The sequence below is a fragment of the Pseudomonas sp. NY15181 genome (assembly GCF_048068055.1).
Classification (GTDB): domain Bacteria; phylum Pseudomonadota; class Gammaproteobacteria; order Pseudomonadales; family Pseudomonadaceae; genus Pseudomonas.
Genome location: NZ_JBLUPT010000001.1, coordinates 305,782 through 327,079, shown reverse-complemented (window position 1 = coordinate 327,079; position 21,298 = coordinate 305,782). Strand labels below are relative to the sequence as shown.

General features: G+C 66.5%; 18 protein-coding genes. 7 read left to right on the top strand and 11 right to left on the bottom strand.

Features of this window, described 5'->3' with window-relative positions; translation table 11 throughout:
* Positions 1 to 33: 33 nt before the first annotated feature.
* Positions 34 to 3,483, bottom strand: coding sequence for an AAA family ATPase (locus tag ACNFBT_RS01505; protein ID WP_416745823.1), 3,450 nt, complete (start codon positions 3,481 to 3,483; stop codon positions 34 to 36).
* Positions 3,480 to 4,709 carry an exonuclease subunit SbcD gene (sbcD, locus tag ACNFBT_RS01500; RefSeq protein ID WP_416745821.1) on the bottom strand — a complete coding sequence of 410 codons (1,230 nt, stop codon included), beginning with the start codon at positions 4,707 to 4,709 and terminating at the stop codon, positions 3,480 to 3,482. Before sbcD ends, ACNFBT_RS01505 begins: the two co-directional genes overlap by 4 nt.
* A gap of 132 nt (positions 4,710 to 4,841) precedes the next feature.
* Here sbcD and ACNFBT_RS01495 point away from each other — a divergent pair, with 132 nt between their 5' ends.
* From ACNFBT_RS01495 to ACNFBT_RS01485, 3 genes are all read left to right on the top strand, one after another.
* Entirely contained in the window at positions 4,842 to 6,206 is a 1,365-nt protein-coding gene (locus ACNFBT_RS01495) for a TAXI family TRAP transporter solute-binding subunit (protein ID WP_416745819.1), read from the top strand.
* A gap of 115 nt (positions 6,207 to 6,321) precedes the next feature.
* Positions 6,322 to 7,329 carry a nucleoid-associated protein YejK gene (gene yejK, locus ACNFBT_RS01490; RefSeq protein ID WP_416745818.1) on the top strand — a complete coding sequence of 336 codons (1,008 nt, stop codon included), beginning with the start codon at positions 6,322 to 6,324 and terminating at the stop codon, positions 7,327 to 7,329.
* Positions 7,330 to 7,568: 239 nt separating this feature from the next.
* Positions 7,569 to 8,489, top strand: a complete 921-nt coding sequence (locus ACNFBT_RS01485) for a DUF4344 domain-containing metallopeptidase (RefSeq protein WP_416745816.1) — start codon at positions 7,569 to 7,571, stop codon at positions 8,487 to 8,489.
* Here the strand turns inward: ACNFBT_RS01485 and ACNFBT_RS01480 are convergent.
* The 4 genes from ACNFBT_RS01480 to ACNFBT_RS01465 form a co-directional block, all read right to left on the bottom strand.
* Positions 8,470 to 9,405 (bottom strand): glutathione S-transferase family protein, encoded by a 936-nt coding sequence (locus tag ACNFBT_RS01480; RefSeq protein WP_416745815.1) that lies wholly within the window; start codon positions 9,403 to 9,405, stop codon positions 8,470 to 8,472. The genes ACNFBT_RS01485 and ACNFBT_RS01480 overlap by 20 nt on opposite strands.
* Positions 9,406 to 9,468: 63 nt before the next feature.
* On the bottom strand, positions 9,469 to 9,771 hold the full coding sequence (locus ACNFBT_RS01475) for a GIY-YIG nuclease family protein (protein WP_416745813.1): 303 nt from the start codon (positions 9,769 to 9,771) through the stop codon (positions 9,469 to 9,471).
* Positions 9,768 to 10,469: a glutathione S-transferase C-terminal domain-containing protein gene (locus ACNFBT_RS01470; RefSeq protein ID WP_416745811.1), complete on the bottom strand. Its 702-nt coding sequence runs from the start codon at positions 10,467 to 10,469 to the stop codon at positions 9,768 to 9,770. Before ACNFBT_RS01470 ends, ACNFBT_RS01475 begins: the two co-directional genes overlap by 4 nt.
* Positions 10,470 to 10,541: 72 nt before the next feature.
* Positions 10,542 to 11,024 (bottom strand): nuclear transport factor 2 family protein, encoded by a 483-nt coding sequence (locus ACNFBT_RS01465; protein WP_416745810.1) that lies wholly within the window; start codon positions 11,022 to 11,024, stop codon positions 10,542 to 10,544.
* 110 nt (positions 11,025 to 11,134) lie between these two features.
* Between ACNFBT_RS01465 and ACNFBT_RS01460 the strand changes: the two genes are divergently transcribed.
* Complete coding sequence (locus ACNFBT_RS01460) at positions 11,135 to 12,085, top strand: GlxA family transcriptional regulator (RefSeq protein WP_416745808.1); 951 nt, start codon at positions 11,135 to 11,137, stop codon at positions 12,083 to 12,085.
* Between the two features lie 182 nt (positions 12,086 to 12,267).
* Here the strand turns inward: ACNFBT_RS01460 and pcsA are convergent, their stop codons facing one another.
* From pcsA to ACNFBT_RS01435, 5 genes are all read right to left on the bottom strand, one after another.
* The gene (gene pcsA / locus ACNFBT_RS01455) at positions 12,268 to 13,011 is read right to left on the bottom strand and encodes a phosphatidylcholine synthase (RefSeq protein WP_416747166.1); all 744 of its coding nucleotides are present in this window, start codon (positions 13,009 to 13,011) and stop codon (positions 12,268 to 12,270) included.
* Positions 13,012 to 13,383: 372 nt separating this feature from the next.
* On the bottom strand, positions 13,384 to 14,160 hold the full coding sequence (locus ACNFBT_RS01450; protein WP_416745806.1) for an amino acid ABC transporter ATP-binding protein: 777 nt from the start codon (positions 14,158 to 14,160) through the stop codon (positions 13,384 to 13,386).
* A 12-nt stretch (positions 14,161 to 14,172) separates the two neighbouring features.
* Positions 14,173 to 15,270, bottom strand: a complete 1,098-nt coding sequence (locus tag ACNFBT_RS01445) for an amino acid ABC transporter permease (protein WP_416745804.1) — start codon at positions 15,268 to 15,270, stop codon at positions 14,173 to 14,175.
* A gap of 10 nt (positions 15,271 to 15,280) precedes the next feature.
* A complete protein-coding gene (locus ACNFBT_RS01440; RefSeq protein ID WP_416745803.1) occupies positions 15,281 to 16,465 on the bottom strand; it encodes an amino acid ABC transporter permease in 1,185 nt (394 codons plus the stop codon).
* 116 nt (positions 16,466 to 16,581) lie between these two features.
* Positions 16,582 to 17,610 carry an amino acid ABC transporter substrate-binding protein gene (locus tag ACNFBT_RS01435; RefSeq protein WP_416745801.1) on the bottom strand — a complete coding sequence of 343 codons (1,029 nt, stop codon included), beginning with the start codon at positions 17,608 to 17,610 and terminating at the stop codon, positions 16,582 to 16,584.
* Positions 17,611 to 18,126: 516 nt separating this feature from the next.
* Between ACNFBT_RS01435 and ACNFBT_RS01430 the strand changes: the two genes are divergently transcribed.
* The 3 genes from ACNFBT_RS01430 to ACNFBT_RS01420 all read left to right on the top strand — a co-directional run bounded on the left by ACNFBT_RS01430 (position 18,127) and on the right by ACNFBT_RS01420 (position 21,221).
* Positions 18,127 to 18,780 (top strand): alpha/beta hydrolase, encoded by a 654-nt coding sequence (locus ACNFBT_RS01430; protein WP_416745799.1) that lies wholly within the window; start codon positions 18,127 to 18,129, stop codon positions 18,778 to 18,780.
* A gap of 252 nt (positions 18,781 to 19,032) precedes the next feature.
* Positions 19,033 to 19,971 carry a GGDEF domain-containing protein gene (locus tag ACNFBT_RS01425; protein WP_416745797.1) on the top strand — a complete coding sequence of 313 codons (939 nt, stop codon included), beginning with the start codon at positions 19,033 to 19,035 and terminating at the stop codon, positions 19,969 to 19,971.
* Positions 19,972 to 20,063: 92 nt separating this feature from the next.
* Positions 20,064 to 21,221: a dipeptidase gene (locus ACNFBT_RS01420; protein WP_416745796.1), complete on the top strand. Its 1,158-nt coding sequence runs from the start codon at positions 20,064 to 20,066 to the stop codon at positions 21,219 to 21,221.
* The last annotated feature ends 77 nt before the right edge of the window (positions 21,222 to 21,298 follow it).

Below are 21,298 nucleotides of genomic sequence, written 5' to 3'. Positions count from 1 at the left end.
CCATGACTGCAGATCAATCGGGCAACAACCGCCTCAACCCTTATCCGGCGTGAAGCGGAAGCACGCGTCAAGCTGGCTATAGCCCATGCCGACGCCCTTGTGCACCTTGAGCTGCACCGGGATGCGCTCCTTGAGCGCCTCGACGTGGCTGATCACGCCGATGGTCTTGCCCGTCGCGTTGAGGCTGTCGAGGGCGTCCAGCGCCACTTCCAGCGTCTCGCCGTCGAGGGTGCCGAAGCCTTCGTCGAGGAACAGCGAGTCGATGCTGGTCTTATGGCTGACCAGGTCGGACAGTGCCAGGGCCAGCGCCAGGCTGACCAGGAAACTCTCGCCGCCGGACAGCGTCTTGCAATCACGCGCGGTATCGCCCTGCCAGGTGTCGATCACCTCCAGCTCCAGCTCGCCGTCGCTGCGCCGCGCCAACTGGTAGCGGCCGTGCAGGCGTTGCAGCTGGCGGTTGGCGAGGTGCACCAGGTGGTCGAGGGTCAGGCCCTGGGCGAAGCGCCGGTAGCGCGCGCCATCGGCGGAGCCGATCAGGCTGTTCAGGCGCTGCCAGAGGTCGTGCTCCTCCTCCTGCCGGCGAATCTCCTCGAACAGGCTTTGCTGGCTGGCGCGCCGCGCATCGTCGCCTTGCAACTGCGCACGGATTTCGCCCTGGCGCTGGCCCAGTTCGCGCAGCTCGGCGTTGAGGGTGAGCAGTTGCTGGTTCAGTTCGTCCAGCGACAGGTCGCCGTGAGGTTCTGCTTTCAGCCGCTCGACGTCCTGCGACGCCGCCGCACGCAAGGCCACGGCCTCGGCAATGGCAGTTTCCAGTTTCTGCTTGAGGGTACTGAGCGCGGCTCGCTGGGCGTCATCCAGCAGCGCCGCCAGATACGCGGATTCGTCGGCGAACGGGCTCTGCTCCAGCGCGTGCTGCCAGGCCGCCTGGCTCTGCGCCAGACGCGCCTGATCCTGCTCCAGGCGCTCCACCAGCGTCTGTTCACGGCCTTGCAGCGCATCGGCCTGGCGCTGGCTGGCGCCCAAGCGTGCCTCGGACTCGATCAGCGCCTGCTGCGGATCATCCACGCGGGGCGACTCTGGCCGTGGCTCGAAGGCAGCGTCCTGCCAGCGTTGCAGCCATTGCTGCGCGGCCTCCCGCGCAGCAATGGCTGCCTGCGCCGCATCACGGTCGGCGGCTGCCAGCTGCTGGCCAAGTTGCTGGTCCCGTTGCCAGTGTTGCCATTCCTCGCTGCGCTCGGCCAGCCACTGCTCACCGTCGTCCGGCAGACCATAGCCCAGCTCCGCCAGCGCAGCGGTCAAGGCGTCTTCCTGCTGTTGCAGCTCGGTACACAGGCTGGCGATCTGCTGCGTACGCTCATCCTGGCGCTGCCGGGCGAACTGCTGCTCGCCTTCGAACAGCGCCAGCCGCTGCGCCGCCTCACTGTGGGCACGCTCAGCATCGATACGCGTCTGCGCGTTCTCCTGCAGGCGAGCCTTGTGCTCTTCCAGCGCCTTCAACTGCTGCTGCAGATCAGTCAACGCCGCTTCGTGACGCTGGCGCTCGGTCGCCAGCGACTGCTCATCATCCAGCTGCAGCCCCTGCACCGCGCACTGCTGTTGCCAGGCTTCGTGATGCTGCCGGAGCGCCGCTTCCGCCTCTTCGAGCTGCCGCTGGCCCTGCTGGATCTGCGCCTCCAGTTCGGCCAGCTCGCCGCGCAGGGCAATGCCCTGGCTCTCCAGCTCCGCCAGCGTCCGCCTGCTCTCTTCGAGCGCGGTCTGGGTGGCCGACACGTCCATTGCCTGATACGCATCCACCGCCGGGTGCTGCTGGGAACCACAGAGCGGGCAGGCTTCGCCCGGCTGCAATTGCGCACGCCAGTGTTCGAGTTGGTGGATACGCTGCTCCTGCTGCAGGAGTCTTTCCCGGTCGGCGACCTGTTGCTGCACCGCCTTATAGCGCTCGCGCAGGGCGACGATGGCCCCGTCGCGCTCGCCCTTGCGCTGGCGCAACGCGAGCAGCTCCGGTTGCCAGCGGGCAAGTTGCGCGGCGGCCTGGCCCCGTGTCTGGGCGATCTGTTCCAGTCGGTCGAAACCACGTCCAAGCGCCTGCGACTGCTGCGCACGCTCGCGCAGTTGTGCTTCGGTCGCCCCAGCGAGCAGCGCCTCCAATTGCTGCCGGGCGGAGGATTCGTTCAGGCGAGCTTCGCCGAGCTTCTGCTCGGCAAGGGTGACGGCGCCTTGCAACGCTTCACGGCGAGTGCCGGCCTCGCGGAACGCCTGCTCCGCGAGATCGAACTGACGCTGGCTATCCGCGCTGGCCGCCACCAGGCGCGCACGTTGGGCGAACTGTGCGCGCCAGCCGCCCAGCAACTCGCCCAGCCGCGCACGTTGCGGCTGCCGGGCAAGACGAGCCTCCAGCGACTGACGCTCTGCAACCAGGGCGTCCAGTTCCGCGCCACGGGCGTCGCTGACCTGCCGGGCGAACTGGCTGGCGCTCCACAGCGCCTCGGCGATCCGCTCGCGGCTGGCGGCCTGCTCGCGGCGATTGTCCTCCAGCGCGGTACGGTCCTGCGCCAGGCTGTCGTGGCTGGCACGCCAGGCCTGATGCAGCGGCTGCAGGCGCGCGGCGGGCTCGCTGGCGGCCAGGCGTTGCAGGTCCAGCTGCGCCGCATCGAACGCCCGCCGGGCGCCGGCTTCCTTCTCGCTGGCCTGCTGCATCTGCTGCTCGGCGCGGCCGAGGTCATCGCGCCAGCGGTGCTGGGCCTGCAACGCAACCTGACGGCCTTGCAGCGAGGCTTCCTGCAACAGCGCCTGGTGGTTCTGCTGTTCGAGGGCTTCACGCTGCTCGCCGCTGAGCAACTCGACGCCGTCGGCGCGGGCGCGCAGCTGGTCGAGTGCGCCGCGTACTTCGCGGGTACGCTCGAAGACGCGCTGCGAGATCAGCCCGTAGATTTCCGTGCCGGTCAGCTCTTCCAGCAGTTCGGCGCGCTGGTTGGCGTTGGCTTCGAGGAAAGCGGCAAAGCCGCCCTGGGCCAGCAGCATGGATTTGGTGAAGCGCTCGAAGTCGAGCCCGGTGAGGGTCTCGGTCTGCTTGAGCTTGTCGTTGATCTTGTCGGTGAGGATTTCCCCCTCGCCGCTGGCGCGGTCGATGCGCACCAGCTCCACCTTCGGCGCCTGCAGCGCGCCCTCGGCCTTGTCGCGGGCGCGGCGCTGGCTCCAGAAGGCGCGGTAGGGCTGCCCCTTCACCTCGAACTCCACCTCGGCGAGGCAGTCGGCGGTGTGCCGGGTCATCAGCTCGTTACCGCTCTGCGACAGCACGCTCATGCGCGGCGTGCGGTGGTAGAGCGCGAGGCAGATGGCATCGAGCAGCGTGGTCTTGCCGGCGCCGGTGGGGCCGGTAATGGCGAACAGGCCGTTGCCGGCGAAGGGCTCGGCGGTGAAGTCGATCTTCCACTCGCCCTTGAGCGAGTTGAGGTTCTTCAGGCGCAGGCTGAGGATTCTCATGGCTGTTGCTCCTGTTGCTCATGCAACTCGCTGACCACCTGCCGGTACAACCCAGTCAGGCGATCGCGCAGGGGCGCTTCCAGTTCCTCGCTGTCCAGGCGCTGGCGGAACACATCCTCGGGGCTGAGTTCGTCGAGGGTTTCCTTCGCCTCGCTGAACAGGCTCGCCTGCGCAGTGCCGCGCTCGCGGCGGGTCCGCAGGACGACAACCGGCAGGTCTTCGCAAAGCTTCTCGACGCGCACCTGGATATCAGTGAGATAGTCGTCGGTATGCACCAGCACCTCCAGCCACACAGGCTGCTCGGCGCCGCCCTCCCGGGCCACGCGGGTCAGTTCGGCGGGCAGGCTGGCGAGGCTGCCGGACACCGATTTCAAGGGCTGGAAGCAAGGCACTGGCAAGGCGCTGACGCCGAGCAGGCCGCTGTCATCCAGGTCCACCAGCAGCACCTCCTTGCCTTGCGTGGCCTCGTCGAAACTCAGCGCAATGGGCGAACCGCAGTAGCGGATGTGCTCCAGCCCACCGACCTTCTGCGGCCGGTGGATGTGCCCCAGGGCGATGTAGTCCGCCGGCGGGAAGGCGCTGGTGGGAAAGGCTTCGAGCGTGCCGACGTAGATTTCCCGCACCGACTCGCTGGCGCTCGCGCCCACCGTGGTGAGGTGGCCGGTGGCGAGGATCGGCAGGTGGCGGCCGAGGGTTTCGCGCTGCGCCTCGGCGCGTTCGAACAACTGCCGGTAATGGCCCTGGATCGCCTGTTGCAGCGCCAGCTGCTTGTCCTGCGCGCTCTGCCCGGCCTGGCTGGTGAGCACGTCGCGCGGGCGGATGAAGGGGATCGCGCAGAGGATCGCGCCGGGCTCGCCGCCACGCTGCGGCAGCACCAGCACCTGCGCATCCAGGTCGGTGCCGGCCGCGGCGATCACCTGGGTATCCAGGCATGCCAGCAGCTCGCGGGACTCCTCCAGCATCGCCACCGAATCATGGTTGCCGCCCAGCACCACCAGCCGTGCGCCGGTATCGCGCAGTTCGACGATGAAGCGGTTGTATAGCTCGCGGGCATAACTGGGCGGCGCGCCGGTGTCGAACACGTCGCCGGCGATGATCACCGCATCCACTCCCTGCTCGCGCACCTGCCCGACCAGCCAGGTGCAGAAGGCCTGGTGCTCGGCCTCGCGGCTCTTGCCCATGAAGTGCTGGCCCAGGTGCCAGTCGGAGGTGTGGAGAATGCGCATACCGAGACGTCCGCAGCGGTGATCCAAAGGCTGGGATGATAGCGGCTTCCGCCTCCGTGATGGCGGATTCGCCGGCCTGCGCCGCGCAGGCTGGCTATCTTTCAGGAAGGCACGCCGTGAAAAGGACTCTCCATGCAACGCCTCCTCAACATGCTCAAGGACCTCGCCATCCTCGTCCGCGCCAACCTCTGGCTGGTGCCGGTGCTGGCTGCGCTGGTGGCCGCGCTGTTCTACTTCGTCGCCCCGCCGCCGCCGATGAGCGCGACCCTCGCCACCGGGGCGCCGGGCGGCGGCTACGCGATTTTCGGCGAGCGCCTGAAGGAGGAACTGGCCAAGCAGGGTTTCGAGCTGAAGCTGATGCAGACCGCAGGCTCGACCCAAAACCTGGAGAAGCTGCTGGATGCGAACAGCGGCGCGAACATCGGGCTCGTGCAGAGTGGCCAGGAGCAGCAACTGGAACCCGACCAGCGCGCCAACCTGCAGACGCTCGGCGCGATGTTCCAGGAGCCCATGTGGCTGTTCCAGCGCCACGACGTGAAGATCGATCGCATCGCCGACCTGTTGCCGCTGCGGCTGGCCATCGGCACGCCCGGCAGCGGCACCGAGGCGGTGACCGAGGCCATCCTCAAGGCCAATGACATCCCCAGCGACCCGCTGCCGCCGAACTGGCAGGCCCGCGGCGGCAACACGGTGGCCAGTGAACTGCTGGCCGGCACGCTGGACGCGGCCTTCTTCGTCGGCCCGGCGGAGAACCCGCTGATCCAGCGCCTGGCCGCCAGCCCGGAGCTGAAGCTGACCGACTTCCGCCGCGCCCACGCCTACGAGGCGCGGATTCCCTTCCTCAAGCGGGTGGAGGTCAGCGAAGGTCTGCTGAACCTGGCGCAGAACGTCCCGGAACAGGACATGGCCACGTTGTCGCCGGTGGCGACCCTGGTGATCAACGACAACTTCCACCCCGCGCTCACCCCGCTGATCCTGGAGGCGGCGCGCCGGGTGATGAGGAAAGGCACACTGCTCGACCCGGCCGGCGCCTTCCCCAGCGCCGAGCCACGCACCCTGGCCCTGCAGGGCGACGCCGAACGCTACTACAAGAGCGGCCCGCCGCTGCTGCAACGCTTCCTGCCGTTCCGCATCGCCTCCCTGGCCGATCGCTACATCATCCTGCTGATCCCCTTCATCGCCATCCTGATTCCGCTGCTCAAGTCCATCGGCCCGTTGTACCGCTGGCGCATCCGTGCGCGCATCTACCGCTGGTACCGCTACCTGCGCGAGATCGACCGGCGCCTGGACGAGCGCGCCGGTACCGCCGAGCTGAGCACCGAGATCGAGCGCCTGGAGCAACTGGAGGCGGAGCTGGCCAAGGTCGAGGTGCCGCTGTCGTACTACAACGAGCTGTACGAGCTGCACCTGCACCTGAACTACGTGATCCGCCGCCTGCGCCAGCTGCGCCGCAACCGGCGCGAGCGCGACGCAGGGACGGCGCCGGCGGCGGACTGATCGGCGTCGCGCACAGGTGCTCCGGGTCGGGTAAACTCTGGCGTTTTCCAATCATCTGCCCGCCCCGCCGCCGCCCTGCCTGCGGCGTGGCCGGCATTGAACCTCCAGGTCCGCCATGCCGATTCGCCACGCCATCGTCCACCTGATCGACAAGAAGCCCGACGGCAACCCCGCGACGCTGCACGCGCGCGAAGCCGAACTGGGTGACTCCCAGGCCATCGAGAACCTGATGGCCGACCTCAACGAAAGCTACAACGCCAAGCCGAACAAGGCCTGGGGCCTGTTCCAGGGCGAGTCCGGCGCCTACCCGTTCAGCGGCTGGCTGACCGATTACCTGGACGGCGGCAAGGATTTCGTCGCCTTCTCCAAGCAGGCGGTGGAACACCTCAAGAGCCTGATGGAAGAGTCCAACCTCTCCACCGGCGGCCACGTGCTGTTCTGCCACTACCAGCAGGGCATGACCGACTACCTGGCCATCGCCCTGCTGCACCACAGCGAAGGCGTGGCGGTGACCGAGTCGCTGGAAGTGACGCCCTCGCGCCACCTGGACCTTGGCCAGCTGCACATGGCGGCGCGGATCAACATCTCCGAGTGGCGCAACAACAAGACCTCCAAGCAGTACATCTCCTTCATCAAGGGCAAGGGCGGCAAGAAGGTCTCGGACTACTTCCGCGACTTCATCGGCTGCACCGAGGGCGTCGACGGGCCGAGCGAGACCCGCACCCTGCTCAAGGCCTTCAGCGATTTCGTCGAGAGCGAGGACCTGCCCGAAGAGCAGGCCCGCGAGAAGACCGACGTGCTGGTGGACTACGCCACCAGCCAGGCGAAGATCGGAGAACCGATGGCCCTGGACGCGCTGTCCGAGCTGATGGACGACCAAGCGCCGCGCGCCTTCTACGACTACATCCGCAACAAGGACTACGGCCTGTCGCCGGAGATCCCGGCGGACAAGCGCACCCTCAACCAGTTCCGCCGCTTCACCGGACGCGCCGAGGGGTTGTCGATCAGCTTCGAGGCGCACCTGCTGGGCAGCAAGGTGGAATATGACGAGGAGCGCGACATGCTGATCATCCGTGGCCTGCCGACCCAGCTGCACGACCAGCTCAAGCGCCGCAAGAACTGAGGCCGCGCAGCCCCAAGGGAAGCCCATCTCGCGATGGGCTTTTTTGTGGGTGAGACATCGAGGCTGGGCCGTTCGCGAGCAAGGGCTGGGCATTCCCTTCGGTTCTAAGCAGAGCGACGCCGTGCCTGCAGGAGCGAGCTTGCTCGCGAACCCACCACGTTCCACCGACGAACCGCCGGAAACCTCCACGCCGCGGCTGCTAGAGTCAAGTGAGGCGCCTCACTTTCGCGGTGGCCGCCATGTCCGCCCACGCTTTCACCGCCGCTCTCCCCCCGCGCTCCGGGTGCTCCCGGGCGCACCGCTCATACCTCGCATTGCTGTTCCTGCTCTGCGCCGGCCTCGTCTGCGCCGATCCCGTACCGCCGCTTTCGCCCAACGTTGCGCGCTTCGTCCTGGCCAACGCCGAATTCAGCGTGATGCACGAGATGGGGCACATGCTGATCGCCGAATACGACCTGCCAGTGCTGGGGCGCGAGGAGGACGCTGCCGACCAGCTCGGCTTCATCCTGCTGTTCCGCTATTACGCCAATCTGCCCCAGGATGAGATCGATGCGCGCCTGCTGGACATTGCCGACTACTGGCGCCTGGAATGGCAGACGCCCAAGCCGCTGCCAGACCAGGTGCTGGCCTGGGACAGCCACCCGCTGGACGAGCAGCGCTACTACAACATCGCCTGCCTGCTGTACGGCAGCGACATGAACCGGCTGGACTGGGTGCCGGCACTGACGGGGCTACCCTACGAGCGTGCCGTCTATTGCGACCAGGAATTCCAGCAGGCCAGCAAGGCCGTGAACTGGGTGCGCCACGCCCGGCGTACCCTGGCGATACGGCACCATCCCGGGGTGCACCTGGATTTCGAACCGCCGGTCGTCAACCGCGAGGAAACCGAGCAACTGATCGCCCTGCTGCGTGACGAAAACCGCCTCCAGACCCTGGTGAACGAGGTCCTGCTGCAGTTCCATCCGCCCCGCCCGCTGACGCTGCGACTGGTCAACTGCGGCGCACCGGATGCCTGGTACAACATCAACGGCAGGGAAATGGCGCTCTGTTACGAGCGCCTGCAGCATTTCCGCGAGCTGGCCGAGAACCTGCCGCGTCTGCGTACCCCTGCGACGCGGCAGTGCCCCTGGCCTGCGGGGCTCAGACCGGGCGGATGCTGAAACCCAGACGCGGGAAGTGCACGTGGACGGTGCCGGCGCGCGGGTCCTCGCGACACAGTACCAGGCTTTCCCGCCCCGCATGCAGCAGCTCCCCTTCCACCGGGTCGACGCCGTAGTCGGTGGCGGCGATCACCACGCGCTGGCCAGCCGTGAAGCCATTGGGATCGACGAAATCGTCGTCCGGCAATGCGGCGGGCTGGCTGTCGCGGGCAATGGCGATCGCCTCCTCCGCACTCATCTCGCTATGGGCGCCGTGGCCAAAGCCGAGCACGCGGCCCAGCCAGGCGCTGACGGCAGGGTAGTCATCCACCAGCGGCGCGGTCACCGGCGTACCCTTGAGGAACCACAGGCAGTGGGCCAGGGCGAAGTCGGCAATCGACGGTTCGCCGAACAGGAAGTCGCCCTCCTCCCGCGCCAGTTGCTGTTCGACCCGGGCCATGAACACCGGCCACTGGTGCCGGGCCTGCTCTGCCGGCAGGCGGCTCGCGGTGCCGCCGCTGAACAGCTGGCTGCGGTCGGCGATGAAGGCCTTGAGGAATTCCGGCGGCAACTTGCCAAAGCGCACCGCGATGGAATCGGGCTGGAACACCAGGCTGACGGCGTGCTGGAAGATCACCGAGTCGGCCCACAGGGCGAAGCTCGCGGCGGTGAACTCCTGGCCTTCGGGGAACAGCGAGGGCACGGCCTTTTCCTGCTCCAGGCGGCGGGAGATCAGCGCGGTATCGCAGTAGATGTCGGCGCCGACCTGCAGCACCGGGGTCCGGCGGTAGCCGCCGGTCAGGGCCATCAGGTCCGGCTTGGGCATCAGCGGCGGGATGGTCACCGAGTGCCAGGACAACTGTTTGAAGCCCAGCAGCAGACGCGCCTTTTCGGCGAAGGGCGAAGTCGGATAGTGGTGCAGGATCAGCTCGGACATCACGGGCTCCAGCGGCCGGAAGGTAGACAGGCAGCTTAACCCGCAGGGCGACGGCGGCCTACCTCATGCCTCGGATAGGGCAACATCCACGGCAGTGATGGCCGGATTGGCCTGCACCAGGCGCTCCTTGGCCAGCTTGGTCAGCCCTTTGATCGCCCGTTCGCGGCGCAGGGCGTCGCCCTTGCCGGGGCAGGCCTCGACATAGACCAGCGCCTGCGCCGGGCTGGAGTGGAAGAAACGCGCACCGCGCCCACTGCGATGGGTCTCGAATCGGCGCTGCGGGTCATCGCTGATGCCACAGTAGAGCGCGCCATTGGCGGCGCGCACCAGGTAGACGAACCAGGGTTTGGCTTCTGCTGCGGTCACGACGCCCAGACTCGCGCCTGCATGCGCTCGCAGTAGGCCACTAGCCGTTCATAACTGCGCGCCATGTCGTTGAGCGGGGTTTCCAGGGTGCTCAGCACCAGGTTGGCCAGCACGCCGTAGGCGGCTGCGTCGGCACTGCAGGGCTGGGCGCCGCCGTAGAACGGCAGGTCGCCGAGCATGCCGTCGAGCGCTTCGAGGTCGTCGCGGGCGAAGCTCAGCAATTCTTCACGGCTGTGCCGGGTCAGGCCGCGACCGCTGAGGTCGCCACGGATCTTGCGCTGTATGAGCTGCCCCACCAGCGGGCGCAGCGGCGCCGGGAGGCTGCGGAACATCACGTCCTTCACCTGGCGGAAGCCCTGGTCGTCGAGCCAGCGGAAATACACCAGCAACGGCACCAGGTGCTCGTCGCACAGCCGGGTGATCGACACCGCCCAGCCACGGCCGCGAGCGTCCAGCCCGGCGTCGAGGTCGAATTCGTAGTACTGCTGCAGGGTGCGCATGATGATCGCGGTATCGGCGATGGCCTTGCCGTCCAGGGTGATGAACGGCAGCTTGCCCTTGGGCCCCTTGCGCGGATCGGTCACGTGCTTGATCTGGTACTCCAGCCCGGCCAGGCGCAGGAAGGTTTCCAGCTTCAGGCAGAAGGGGCTGATGTTGGGCACGTTGAACGCGGGCGGGAACTGAAAAAGAGTGATCATGGCGGCATCCTGTCGGAGTCGCCTGTCATTTAAGCCTATCCGCCCCGCGCGGGCGAGCCCGGCACCTTGACATCAGGCCGTCGCGGACCGTTGTGCGCGGTACGCCGCAAGTCCTCTGGCCGCCTGGGCGCGGATCGCCGCCTGCACCGGAGGCGCCCAGCCCAGCAGGGCTCCCTTGGCGCCGAGGGCCTGGCGCGACCACTTCCACAGATCGAACGAATCCACGTGCTGACAGATCAATCCGTCACGGAAGTGGAAATGTGCCTGGATGTGATTGATCACTTTCCGACCGGTCTGGGTGAAGGTGTAGGACGCCACCCAGCGTGCCGAACCACGCGCATCGTCGGCCTCCACGCCCTCGTAGCTGAGAGAGAAATCCTGGGCGCGGGCGGTGAGCATGCGCCACATGTCCCCGGCCTCGGCGCCACGCAGGTCGGTGAAGACTGGATCGCTGAACCGCACATCGGCGCTGTAGCAGGCCGCCATGGCCTCGCCGTCACGGCGTTGGAAGGCCTGGTAGAAGCGTTCGATCAACTGGGCGTTGGGATGGGCCATGGCGGCGCTCTCGTGATGGGATTGAGCGCAGTATCGGTGCGGCTTCGACTGGACACGATTGGCAATATCGACAAAATTATGACCGATACCGCCAACTGTAGTGAGACGTCATGTTCAGGATAGCCCTGTTCGTCTGCCCGCAAACGCTGTGTTCCAGCCTTGGCCTGTCCATGGATGCCTTCCACCTGGCCAACCGGCTCGCCGGCCGGCGTCTCTTCGAGGTGTTGCGAGTGAGCGCCGACGGCATGCCGGTCACCCTCTCCTTCGGACGCATCGAAGTGGAAGGCGGCCTCGACCTCGCCCGCGGCTGCGATCTGCTGCTGATCCCGGCCACCGGGCCGGACGTGGCCGCCGCCTGCAATGCCAATCAACCGCTGCTCGCCTGGCTGCGCGCCGCCCCGCCCGGCGTGGAGCTGGGCAGCCTGTGCAGCAGCGCCTTCCTGCTCGCCGAAGCGGGGGTGCTGGACGGCCGCCGCGCCACCACCCACTGGGCGCTGGAGGCCGCCTTCCGCGAGCGTTATCCACAGGTAAACCTGGACATCGACGCGCTGTGCACCGAAGACGGCGGGCGCCTCTGTTCCGGCGGTGCCCAGGCCGGGCTGGACCTGTGCCTGTACCTGATCGAGCGCCACGCCGGCGCTGCATTGGCCCGGCGCGCCGCGGCCACGCTGGTGTTCGAGCATGGCCGAGGCCGGCAACGGCGTTTCACCCCGCTGCTGCCCGAGCCGCTCCCCGAAGGTTCGGCGCTGGCGCCCTTGCTGGAATGGCTGCAGGACAACTACGCCGAACCGTTCGACCTGGCCGCGCTGGCGCAGCGCGTGCATTGCTCGACGCGCACCTTGTTGCGGCGTTTTCGGGAGCAGTTGGGGATGACGCCCAACGATTACGTGCAGCGCCTGCGCATCGCTTCGGCGCAGGAGGCGCTGGGCGACCCGGGGCGCTCTCTGGAGCGCATCGCCAGCGATATCGGCTACGCCGACCGCGCCAGCTTTGCGCGGCTGTTCAAGCAGTTGTGCGGGGAGACGCCGGGGGCCTTTCGGCAACGGCTGATGGGGCGGTAGGCGTATAGCGTTCGATGTTATACGCCGCTTGACCGAGGCCCGTGCACACTCCAGAGGGGAGCCCGAAGCCCCGAGTCAGAGCCTAGAGCGTGGCCCCGGAAGCAGCGAACAGGCGAGGTATATCGGCGTACAACCGCGAACGGTTGTACGCCCTACGTCCGAATGGATAGCCGAGCGATGGATCAGTGGAACCACTCCACCGCCGTGCGCCAGATGCACACACCCACGAAGTAGGCCGACGCGGCGAACCACAGGCCGAGCTGCCAGGGCTGGTCGTGCGGCTGCTGGAGGATCAGCAGCGCACTGCTGAGCATCCAGATGAAGGTCACGGCGATGTTCAGCGGCATGAACTGGCGCACGCGGAACGGGTGCAGGAACTTCATCTTGGTCAGGGTCAGCGCGGCCAGCCCCAGCACCGTGATGAAGCTCACCCAGGGATGCAGGGCGAGCACGTAGAAGTACACCGCGACCACGTTCCATGCGGCCGGGAAGCCGACGAAGTAGTTGTCCTTGCTCTTCATGTTGACGTTGCAGAAGCAGAACAGCGAGGACACCAGGATCACGCCCACCGCCAGCAGTTCGGTGTGCGCCGGCAGCGGCACGTAGCGGTAGATGAAGATCGCCGGGATGAACACGTAGGTGAGGTAGTCGATCACCAGGTCCAGGGTGGAGCCGTCGAAATGCGGCAGCACCGCCTTGACGTCGAACTTGCGCGCCAGCGTGCCGTCCAGGCCATCCACCAGCAGGGCCACGCCCAGCCACAGCAGGCACGCCTGGGGTCGGTTGTCGACCAGAGCCAGCAGCGCCAGAAGCGCGAGGATGACACCGCTGGAGGTCACCGCATGGGCGCTCCAGGCTTTGGCTTTGCTCAGGTTCACTGGCGATAGGATCAGGTTCACGTCGGCTCTCTTCCTTCGGACGGCGATGCAGGTGAGCTATTTGAAACGGTAGCCCATCCCTGACAAACCACTGCGCATGGGAACACCGATCCGCCGGCCGAGTTCAGCCTGCGCGTATCGTTGCCGTCATGTCGGCGGTGGAAGTTCCAGCATACGCTGTCGCGGCGGCGGGGTGCCATCGGGGGAGACGAGCGTGAGGTTTCCGGGCATTGCGTTGGGGAAGCGGAAGAGCCCCTCACCCTAACCCTCTCCCAAAGGGAGAGGGGACCGTTCGACGTTCCTGGAGAAACTCCCGAGCTCGCCGGCTGATATCTTGGTTTCCGCCTTGCACAGGCAGCCCCTCTCCCGCTTGAGGAGCGGGGCGCGCAGCCAGGGTTCGGGTGAGGGCGCTTCTCCCTCTCAGTGCAGGATCTGGCTGAGGAACAGCTTGGTGCGATCCGACTTTGGATTGTCGAAGAACTGATCCGGCGCGGCCTGTTCGACGATCTCGCCCTTGTCCATGAAGATCACCCGGTTCGCCACGGTGCGCGCAAAGCCCATCTCGTGGGTCACGCAGAGCATGGTCATGCCGCTCTGCGCCAGGCCGATCATGGTGTCGAGCACCTCCTTCACCATTTCCGGGTCGAGCGCCGAGGTCGGCTCGTCGAACAGCATGATCTTCGGCTTCATGCACAGCGCCCGGGCAATCGCCACCCGCTGCTGCTGGCCGCCGGAGAGCTGGCCGGGGTACTTGTTGGCCTGCTCCGGGATGCGCACGCGCTCCAGGTAATGCATGGCGACTTCCTCGGCCTGGCGCTTGGGCATCTTGCGCACCCACATGGGCGCGAGGATGCAGTTCTGCAGCACGGTCAGGTGCGGGAACAGGTTGAAGTGCTGGAACACCATGCCGACCTCGCTGCGGATCGCCTCGATCTGCTTGAGGTCGTTGGTCAGCTCCGTGCCGTCGACCACGATGCTGCCCTGCTGGTGCTCCTCCAGGCGGTTGATGCAACGGATGGTGGTGGACTTGCCCGACCCGGACGGGCCGCAGAGGACGATGCGCTCGCCCTGCTTCACCTCCAGGTTGATGTCCTTGAGCACGTGGAACTGGCCGTACCACTTGTTCACGCCCTTCATGGTGATCATCGTGTGATCGCCGATGGCCGGCTGTGCGGTCTTGTTAGTGGCTTCAGACATGACGATTCACTCCTAACGCTTGTGGCCGGTGTCCAGCTTGCGCTCCAGGTGCTGGGAGTAGCGGGACATGCTGAAACAGAAGATCCAGTAGACCGCCGCGGCGAACACATAGCCTTCGATGGCCATGCCCAGCCAGGCCGGGTCCGCGGTAGCACGCTTGATACTGTTGAGGAAGTCGAACAGGCCGATGATGATCACCAGGCTGGTGTCCTTGAACAGCGCGATGAAGGTGTTGACGATGCCGGGGATCACCAGCTTGAGCGCCTGCGGCAGGATCACCAGGCCCATGATCCGCCAGTAGCCAAGGCCCATGGCGGCGGCGGCCTCGTACTGTCCCTTGGGGATCGCCTGCATGCCGCCGCGCACCACTTCGGCGATGTAGGCGGCCTCGAACAGCACCACCATCACCATGGCCCGCAGCAGCTTGTCGAGGTTCATGCCCTCGGGCAGGAACAGCGGCAGCATCACTGAGGACATGAACAGCACGGTGATCAGCGGCACGCCGCGCCAGAACTCGATGGTGGTGACGCAGATGACCTTGATCGCCGGCATCTTCGAACGCCGCCCCAGCGCCAGCAGGGTGCCCAGCGGCATTGCCCCGCAGATGCCGACCGCGGCGATCACCACGGTGAGCATCAGGCCGCCCCACGCGCTGGTGGACACGGTCTCCAGGCCGAGGAAGCCGCCATGCAGCAGCCAGAAGGCCACCAGCGGCAAGGCCACGAGGAAGCACGCGCCGTACTTGAGCTTATAGTGGAAGCGTTTGAGGAACAGCGGCGCCGCCCCGAAGACCACGAAGAGCACGGTGAGGTCCACGCGCCAGCGCAGTTCCTCGGGATAGAAGCCGTACATGAACTGGCCGAAGCGCGAGGCGATGAACACCCAGCAGGCCCCCTCGCGGGAACAGTCGGCACGGGTCGTGCCGACCCAGTTGGCCTTGATGAACGCCCACTCCAGCAGCGGCGGCAGGATCAGGAACACCAGGTACAGGCCCACCAGCGTCAGCAGGGTGTTGAACCAGCCGGAGAACAGGTTGGCGCGCAGCCAGCCGACAACGCCCACGCTCATCGCCGGCGGCGGCAGATCGGGCTTGAAGGTATGAGTTGCCATCGAAGACTCCCTATCGCTCGATCAGCGCGATGCGCTTGTTGTACCAGTTCATCAGCAGCGAAATGCTGATGCTGATGGCCAGGTACACGCTCATGGTGATGGTCATGGTCTCGATGGCCTGGCCGGTCTGGTTGAGCACCGTGCCGGCGAACAGCGAGACCATGTCCGGGTAGCCGATGGCGGCCGCCAGCGAGGAGTTCTTCGCCAGGTTCAGGTACTGACTGGTCAGCGGCGGAATGATCACCCGCAGCGCCTGCGGGATGATCACCAGGCGCAGGGTCTGCCCCGGGCGCAGGCCGAGGGAGCCAGCGGCCTCGGTCTGGCCGTGGCTGACCGCCTGGATGCCGGCGCGCACCGTTTCGCCGATGAAGGCGGCGGTGTACACCGACAGCGCCAGGATGATCGACACCAGCTCAGGGATCACCACCCAGCCACCACGGAAGTTGAAGCCCTGCAGCACCGGCACGTCCCAGTGGAAGGGCGCACCGGCGAACAGCGATACCAGCGCGGGCAGCAGGATCAGCAGCGCCAGGCCGCTGAGGAACACCGGGAAGGTCTTGCCGGTGGCGTGACGGCGGGCCTTGGCCCACTTCCAGATCACCGCCCAGCCGACGATCGCCAGGATGAACGCGACGATGAACGGCCCCAGGCCATCGGCGGCGATCGGCTGGGGCATCTGCAGGCCACGGTTGTTGACGAAGAACAGGTTGCCGAAGCTGATGCTCTGCCGCGGGTTCGGCAGCGGACCGAGCACCGCGAAGTACCAGAAGAAGATCTGCAGCAGCGGCGGGATGTTGCGGAAAGTCTCGATGTACAGCGTCGCCAGCTTGCGGATCAGCCAGTTGCGCGACAGCCGCGCCACGCCAAGGATGAAGCCGATGACGGTGGCGAAGAAGATGCCCACCACCGTGACCAGCAGCGTATTCAGCAGGCCGACCAGGAACACCCGGCCATAGGTGTCGCTTTCGCTGTAGTCGATCAGGTGCTGGGAGATGCCGAATCCGGCGCTGTTCTGCAGGAACCCGAAGCCGGACTGGATGCCCCTGTGCGCCAGGTTGGTCTGGGTATTATCGAAGAGGAACCAGCCGACGCCCAGGACGCAGATGACGGCGATGATCTGGAATGCCCAGCCGCGCACGACGGGATCGTTGAGCGATACCCCTCGCGGGCGCTGGGCCTTGACGGAATTCTGCATGTAAGCCCCTCGGAAGGCCGCCGGGCGACCACGGGGCTACGCCCGCGAACACCCGGAGGCTTCACGTCGTTCGAAACAGTCCGGCGCCCAGACTCCGGGCGCCGGAGCGGGTCGGGTCAGCGCACCGGCGGTGCGTACTGCAGACCACCCTTGTTCCACTGGGCGTTGAGGCCACGCTTGATCTTCAGGTCGCTGCCGTCACCGACGTTGCGGTCGAAGATCTCGCCGTAGTTACCCACTTGCTTGACGATCTGCACCACCCAGTCCTTGGACAGTTTCAGATCCTTGCCGTAGTCACCTTCGGCACCGAGCAGGCGGGCGACGTCCGGGTTCTTGGTGTTCTTCGCCATCTCCTCGACGTTCTTCGAGTTCACGCCCAGTTCCTCCGCGTTGAGCATGGCGAAGAGCGTCCAGCGCGCGATGTGGAACCACTCCTCGTCACCCTGGCGTACCGCCGGGGCCAGCGGCTCCTTGGAGATGACTTCCGGCAGCACCACGTAGTCGTCCGGCTTGGCCAGCTTGATGCGCTGGGCGTAGAGCTGCGACTGGTCGGAGGTCAGCACGTCACAACGCCCGGACTCCAACGACTTGGCGCTCTCGTCGGAGGTGTCGTAGGTGATGGGGGTGTACTTGAGGTTGTTGGAACGGAAGTAGTCGGACAGGTTCAGCTCGGTGGTGGTGCCCGCCTGGATACACACGGTGGCGCCGTCGAGCTCCTTGGCACTGGAGACGCCGAGTTTCTTGTTCACCAGGAAGCCCTGGCCGTCGTAGTAGGTCACGCCCACGAAGCTCAGGCCCATGGCGCTGTCGCGCGAACTGGTCCAGGTGGAGTTGCGCGAGAGGATGTCGATCTCGCCGGACTGCAGCGCGGTGAAGCGCTCCTTGGCGGTCAACGGGCTGAACTTGACCTTGCTGGCATCGCCGAACACCGCGGCGGCCACGGCGCGGCAGACATCGACGTCGATGCCCTTGTACTGCCCCTTGGCGTCGGCGTAGGAGAAGCCCGGAAGACCGTCACTGATACCGCACTGCACGTAGCCTTTCTTCTTCACTGCATCCAGGGTGGTGCCCGCGTGAGCGAGGCCGCTGATACCGAACACGGCGGCGGTGGTCAGCACTGCCAGGGTGGATTTCACCATCTTCATCGATCTTCTCCGTTGCTTTTTTAGTGTTCTGGAGTCCCGGCTCCACCGCCGTACCCTCGTGAGGCACAAGCAGGACCACTGACGGGATGGAGACCTAAGGGTGAGTCTAGTCGGCTCTCGGAATCCGCACCGAGGCATTGCAGACGCCCCCCGAGCCCGCGGGTGATGCGGGCTGGAACGGGTATAAGCAGATCATTGCGCGTGAAGGCGAAGGCCCGTCGGGCCAACCGTTGACCGCGGCCGGACGTCGACGGGCCCTGAAGCGGCCCAAGGCCCTTGCCACCCCGCTTGCGGTACAGCTTTCCGGATGGGGTCGGTAAAGTGTTACCGCAAGCGGGGTGGCACAGCCTGGAGCCTGAGACAGCAAGGGTCGTACCAGCTCCGCGAAAGTTCCTGCAATCTGGCAGCGTCAAGCCCCGCAAGTTATGGCAATGCGACATCTTCTTGCAGGGCGCTTTCGACCGTTTTCGCGCGCGGCGCGCCATCCTAGAGCGCCCGCCCCACACTGGAGCCTCCATGACCCAGCCCCTGATCCTCGACCCCTCCCTTCCGGCCGACGCCTGCGTCATTTGGTTGCACGGCCTGGGGGCCGACCGTTACGACTTCGAACCGGTAGCACGGATGCTGCAGCGCATCTTCACCAGCACCCGCTTCATCCTCCCGCAGGCGCCGACCCGGCCGGTCACGGTGTTCAACGGCATGCCCGCACCGAGCTGGTACGACATCCTCGCCATGGCACCGGCCCGCGCCATCGACGAAGCACAGCTGGAGGCCTCGGCCAATAGCGTGATCGCGCTGATCCAGGGACAGATCGGCCAGGGCATTCCGGCAAGGCGCATCATCCTCGCCGGCTTCTCCCAGGGCGGCGCCGTGGTGCTGCACACCGGCTACCTGCGCTGGAACGGCGAGCTGGGCGGCGTCATGGCCCTGTCGACCTATGGCCCGACCTTCGGGGAAGGCGTCAGCGTCCCCGCCGCCAGCAGACAACTGCCCGCGCTCTGCCTGCATGGCACGCTTGACGACGTGGTGACACCGGACATGGGCCGCGCCGCGTACGACTTCCTGATCGGCAACGCAGTCCCGGCGCAGTGGCGCACCTACCCGATGAGCCATGAAGTGAGCAACGAGGAGCTCGGCGACATCGCCGCGTGGCTGCGGGAACGCCTCTGACTTACTCGCCCGCAGGAAAGCGGCCGGCGCCCGAGCAATGAGGTTCACCCCTCGCAAGCCGGGCGTGCAGGCCAGCCCGGCGGAGCGGCTGGAAAGCTGATGAATCGCCGGGCCGACCGCCGGTCGGCCCGGCGTGACGCCAGATTGCCAGTATCCAAATCTGATTAATACTGATGGCTCAATGTGCGAATTGGACTACTAGGGAGAGTCGGTCGTGCACATCATCAGTCCCTTCCCCGCCTCCATCGCGCCATGAAGCCCGCGCAATGGAAGGAGGATATCCAGCAACTGCAGCACCTTCGCCTGTTTCAGAACGTGGCCGCGGCCAGCCTGCAACAGTTGCTGAAGGACTTTCGCGCCTGCGAGCTGGAAGCCGGTGAAATCCTCCTCTCCCCGTTCAACCGCAACCACTTCCTTTATATGGTCCTGCACGGCCAGCTGAAGGTGTACCTGGGCTCGCTCGACAACCAGCCGGTGACCACTCTCAACCCTGGCGACTGCGCCGGCGAAATCAGCTTCATCGACAACGACCACCCCTCCGCCTACGTGGTGGCCGGTGAATCGACCACCGTGCTGCGCCTGCATCGCGAAGCGCTGATCAGCCTCTTCCAGCACTCCCCGCAAGTCATGCAGAACCTGCTCGGCGTGCTCTGCGAAAAGGTCCGCCAGGGCAACCGGATCATTCTCGACACCGAGCAGAACGCCAACATCGACACCCTGACCGGGCTGTTCAACCGGCGCTGGCTGGAGCATATCTACGACCGCGAAAGCACCCGCTGTGCGTTCAACGAGCAGCCGTTGTGCCTGCTCATGCTGGATGTCGACCGCTTCAAGGACTACAACGACGAGCACGGCCACCTGGCCGGCGACTACGCCCTCTGCCTGGTCGCCCACACCCTTCGCAGCCAGTTGCGCCCCAAGGACAGCATGGCGCGCTACGGCGGCGAGGAGTTCGTCATCCTGCTCCCGGAAATCGGCGCGGAAGAAGCCCGGCGCATCGGCAACCGGCTGCGCCAGAGCCTCGAGCAGGTGAAGACCTTCTACTCGCCGATGGGCGTGCTGCCTGGCGTCACCGTGTCCCTGGGCCTTGCCCAGATGGACTACCAGGAGAGCCTGCCGAACCTGATCCTGCGAGCCGACAGCGCGCTCTACCAGGCCAAGCAGGATGGTCGCAACCGCCTGGTGGGATGACCCTCTCGCACAAGCCTCGCGGATTCCCGCACCCGCCCCTCCCCGCCTTTGCTAGAGTCGCCGCACTGGAACAAGACAGCCGGGAAGCTGACATGCGCAAAATCCTGATCGCGTTGCTATTGCTGGTGGCCGTTGGACTGGGGATCTTCTTCAACCTGCCGGGATACCTGGACCGCAAGATGAACACGGTGGCCACCCCGCCGCCCTACCCCGCCTCGGATACCGCGACCGCCCTGCACAACACCCTGTTCGTCGCCGACCTGCACGACGACGCCCTGCTCTGGGACCGCAACCTGCTCGACCGTCACGATCACGGCCACACCGACCTGCCGCGCCTGCTCGAAGGCCACGTCGGCCTGCAGGTGTTCTCCACCGTCACCAAGACCCCGCGCGGCCTGAACTACGAGCGCAACGGCGCCGACAGCGACAACATCACCCCGCTGGTCATCGCCCAGCGCTGGCCGGCGCGGACCTGGAACAGCCTGCTGGAGCGTGCCCTCTACCAGGGCGAGCTGCTCGACAAGGCCGCCGCCGACAGCCAGGGCAAGCTCACCCTGGTCCGCAGCCGCGACGACCTCGCCCGCTACCTCGACGCCTGGCAGAAAGACCCGAAGCGGCTCGCTGCCGTGCTGGCCACCGAAGGCCTGCACCCGCTGGAAGGCCGGCTCGAAAACATCGACCGCCTGTACGACGCGGGCTTCCGCATCATGGGCCTGACCCATTTCTTCGACAACGAAGTCGGCGGCTCCGCCCACGGCCTGAAAAAGGGTGGCCTGACGCCCTTCGGCCGCGAGGTGATCGCCCGCCTGGAAGAGAAGAAGATGCTGGTGGACCTGGCGCACGCCTCCCGCGCCCTGATCGACGACGTGCTGGCCATCGCCACCCGCCCGGTGCTGGTCTCCCACACCGGCGTCGAGGGCACCTGCCCGGGCATCCGCAACCTGACCGACGCCCACCTGCAACGCATCGCCGCCACCGGCGGAGTGATCGGCATCGGCTACTGGGACGGCGCCGTATGCGACACCTCGGTCAAGGCCATCGTCAAAGCCATCCGCTACGCCACCGACAAGGTCGGCGTGCAGCACATCGCGCTGGGCTCGGACTTCGACGGCGCGGTGCACACGCCCTTCGACACCAGCGGCCTGGCACAACTGACCCAGGGCCTGGCGGAAGCCGGCTTCAGCCAGGCGGACATCGCCGCCATCATGGGCGGCAACGTGCGCCGGCTGCTGCTGGAAACACTGCCCTGAGGCCCGCCGCCGCTTCGCCGAACCGACGGCGAAACGGCATCCGCCCGGCCCGTCAAGCCCGCGAAATCCTGTGGCAC

What these genes read in the sequence shown, in the direction of transcription:
- ACNFBT_RS01505 (WP_416745823.1), bottom strand. Translation starts at nt 3,483, where the DNA reads ATGAGAATCCTCAGCCTGCGCCTGAAGAACCTCAACTCGCTCAAGGGC.
- sbcD (WP_416745821.1), bottom strand. Translation starts at nt 4,709, where the DNA reads ATGCGCATTCTCCACACCTCCGACTGGCACCTGGGCCAGCACTTCATG.
- ACNFBT_RS01495 (WP_416745819.1), top strand. Translation starts at nt 4,842, where the DNA reads ATGCAACGCCTCCTCAACATGCTCAAGGACCTCGCCATCCTCGTCCGC.
- yejK (WP_416745818.1), top strand. Translation starts at nt 6,322, where the DNA reads ATGCCGATTCGCCACGCCATCGTCCACCTGATCGACAAGAAGCCCGAC.
- ACNFBT_RS01485 (WP_416745816.1), top strand. Translation starts at nt 7,569, where the DNA reads ATGTCCGCCCACGCTTTCACCGCCGCTCTCCCCCCGCGCTCCGGGTGC.
- ACNFBT_RS01480 (WP_416745815.1), bottom strand. Translation starts at nt 9,405, where the DNA reads ATGTCCGAGCTGATCCTGCACCACTATCCGACTTCGCCCTTCGCCGAA.
- ACNFBT_RS01470 (WP_416745811.1), bottom strand. Translation starts at nt 10,469, where the DNA reads ATGATCACTCTTTTTCAGTTCCCGCCCGCGTTCAACGTGCCCAACATC.
- ACNFBT_RS01465 (WP_416745810.1), bottom strand. Translation starts at nt 11,024, where the DNA reads ATGGCCCATCCCAACGCCCAGTTGATCGAACGCTTCTACCAGGCCTTC.
- ACNFBT_RS01460 (WP_416745808.1), top strand. Translation starts at nt 11,135, where the DNA reads ATGTTCAGGATAGCCCTGTTCGTCTGCCCGCAAACGCTGTGTTCCAGC.
- ACNFBT_RS01450 (WP_416745806.1), bottom strand. Translation starts at nt 14,160, where the DNA reads ATGTCTGAAGCCACTAACAAGACCGCACAGCCGGCCATCGGCGATCAC.
- ACNFBT_RS01445 (WP_416745804.1), bottom strand. Translation starts at nt 15,270, where the DNA reads ATGGCAACTCATACCTTCAAGCCCGATCTGCCGCCGCCGGCGATGAGC.
- ACNFBT_RS01440 (WP_416745803.1), bottom strand. Translation starts at nt 16,465, where the DNA reads ATGCAGAATTCCGTCAAGGCCCAGCGCCCGCGAGGGGTATCGCTCAAC.
- ACNFBT_RS01435 (WP_416745801.1), bottom strand. Translation starts at nt 17,610, where the DNA reads ATGAAGATGGTGAAATCCACCCTGGCAGTGCTGACCACCGCCGCCGTG.
- ACNFBT_RS01430 (WP_416745799.1), top strand. Translation starts at nt 18,127, where the DNA reads ATGACCCAGCCCCTGATCCTCGACCCCTCCCTTCCGGCCGACGCCTGC.
- ACNFBT_RS01425 (WP_416745797.1), top strand. Translation starts at nt 19,033, where the DNA reads ATGAAGCCCGCGCAATGGAAGGAGGATATCCAGCAACTGCAGCACCTT.
- ACNFBT_RS01420 (WP_416745796.1), top strand. Translation starts at nt 20,064, where the DNA reads ATGCGCAAAATCCTGATCGCGTTGCTATTGCTGGTGGCCGTTGGACTG.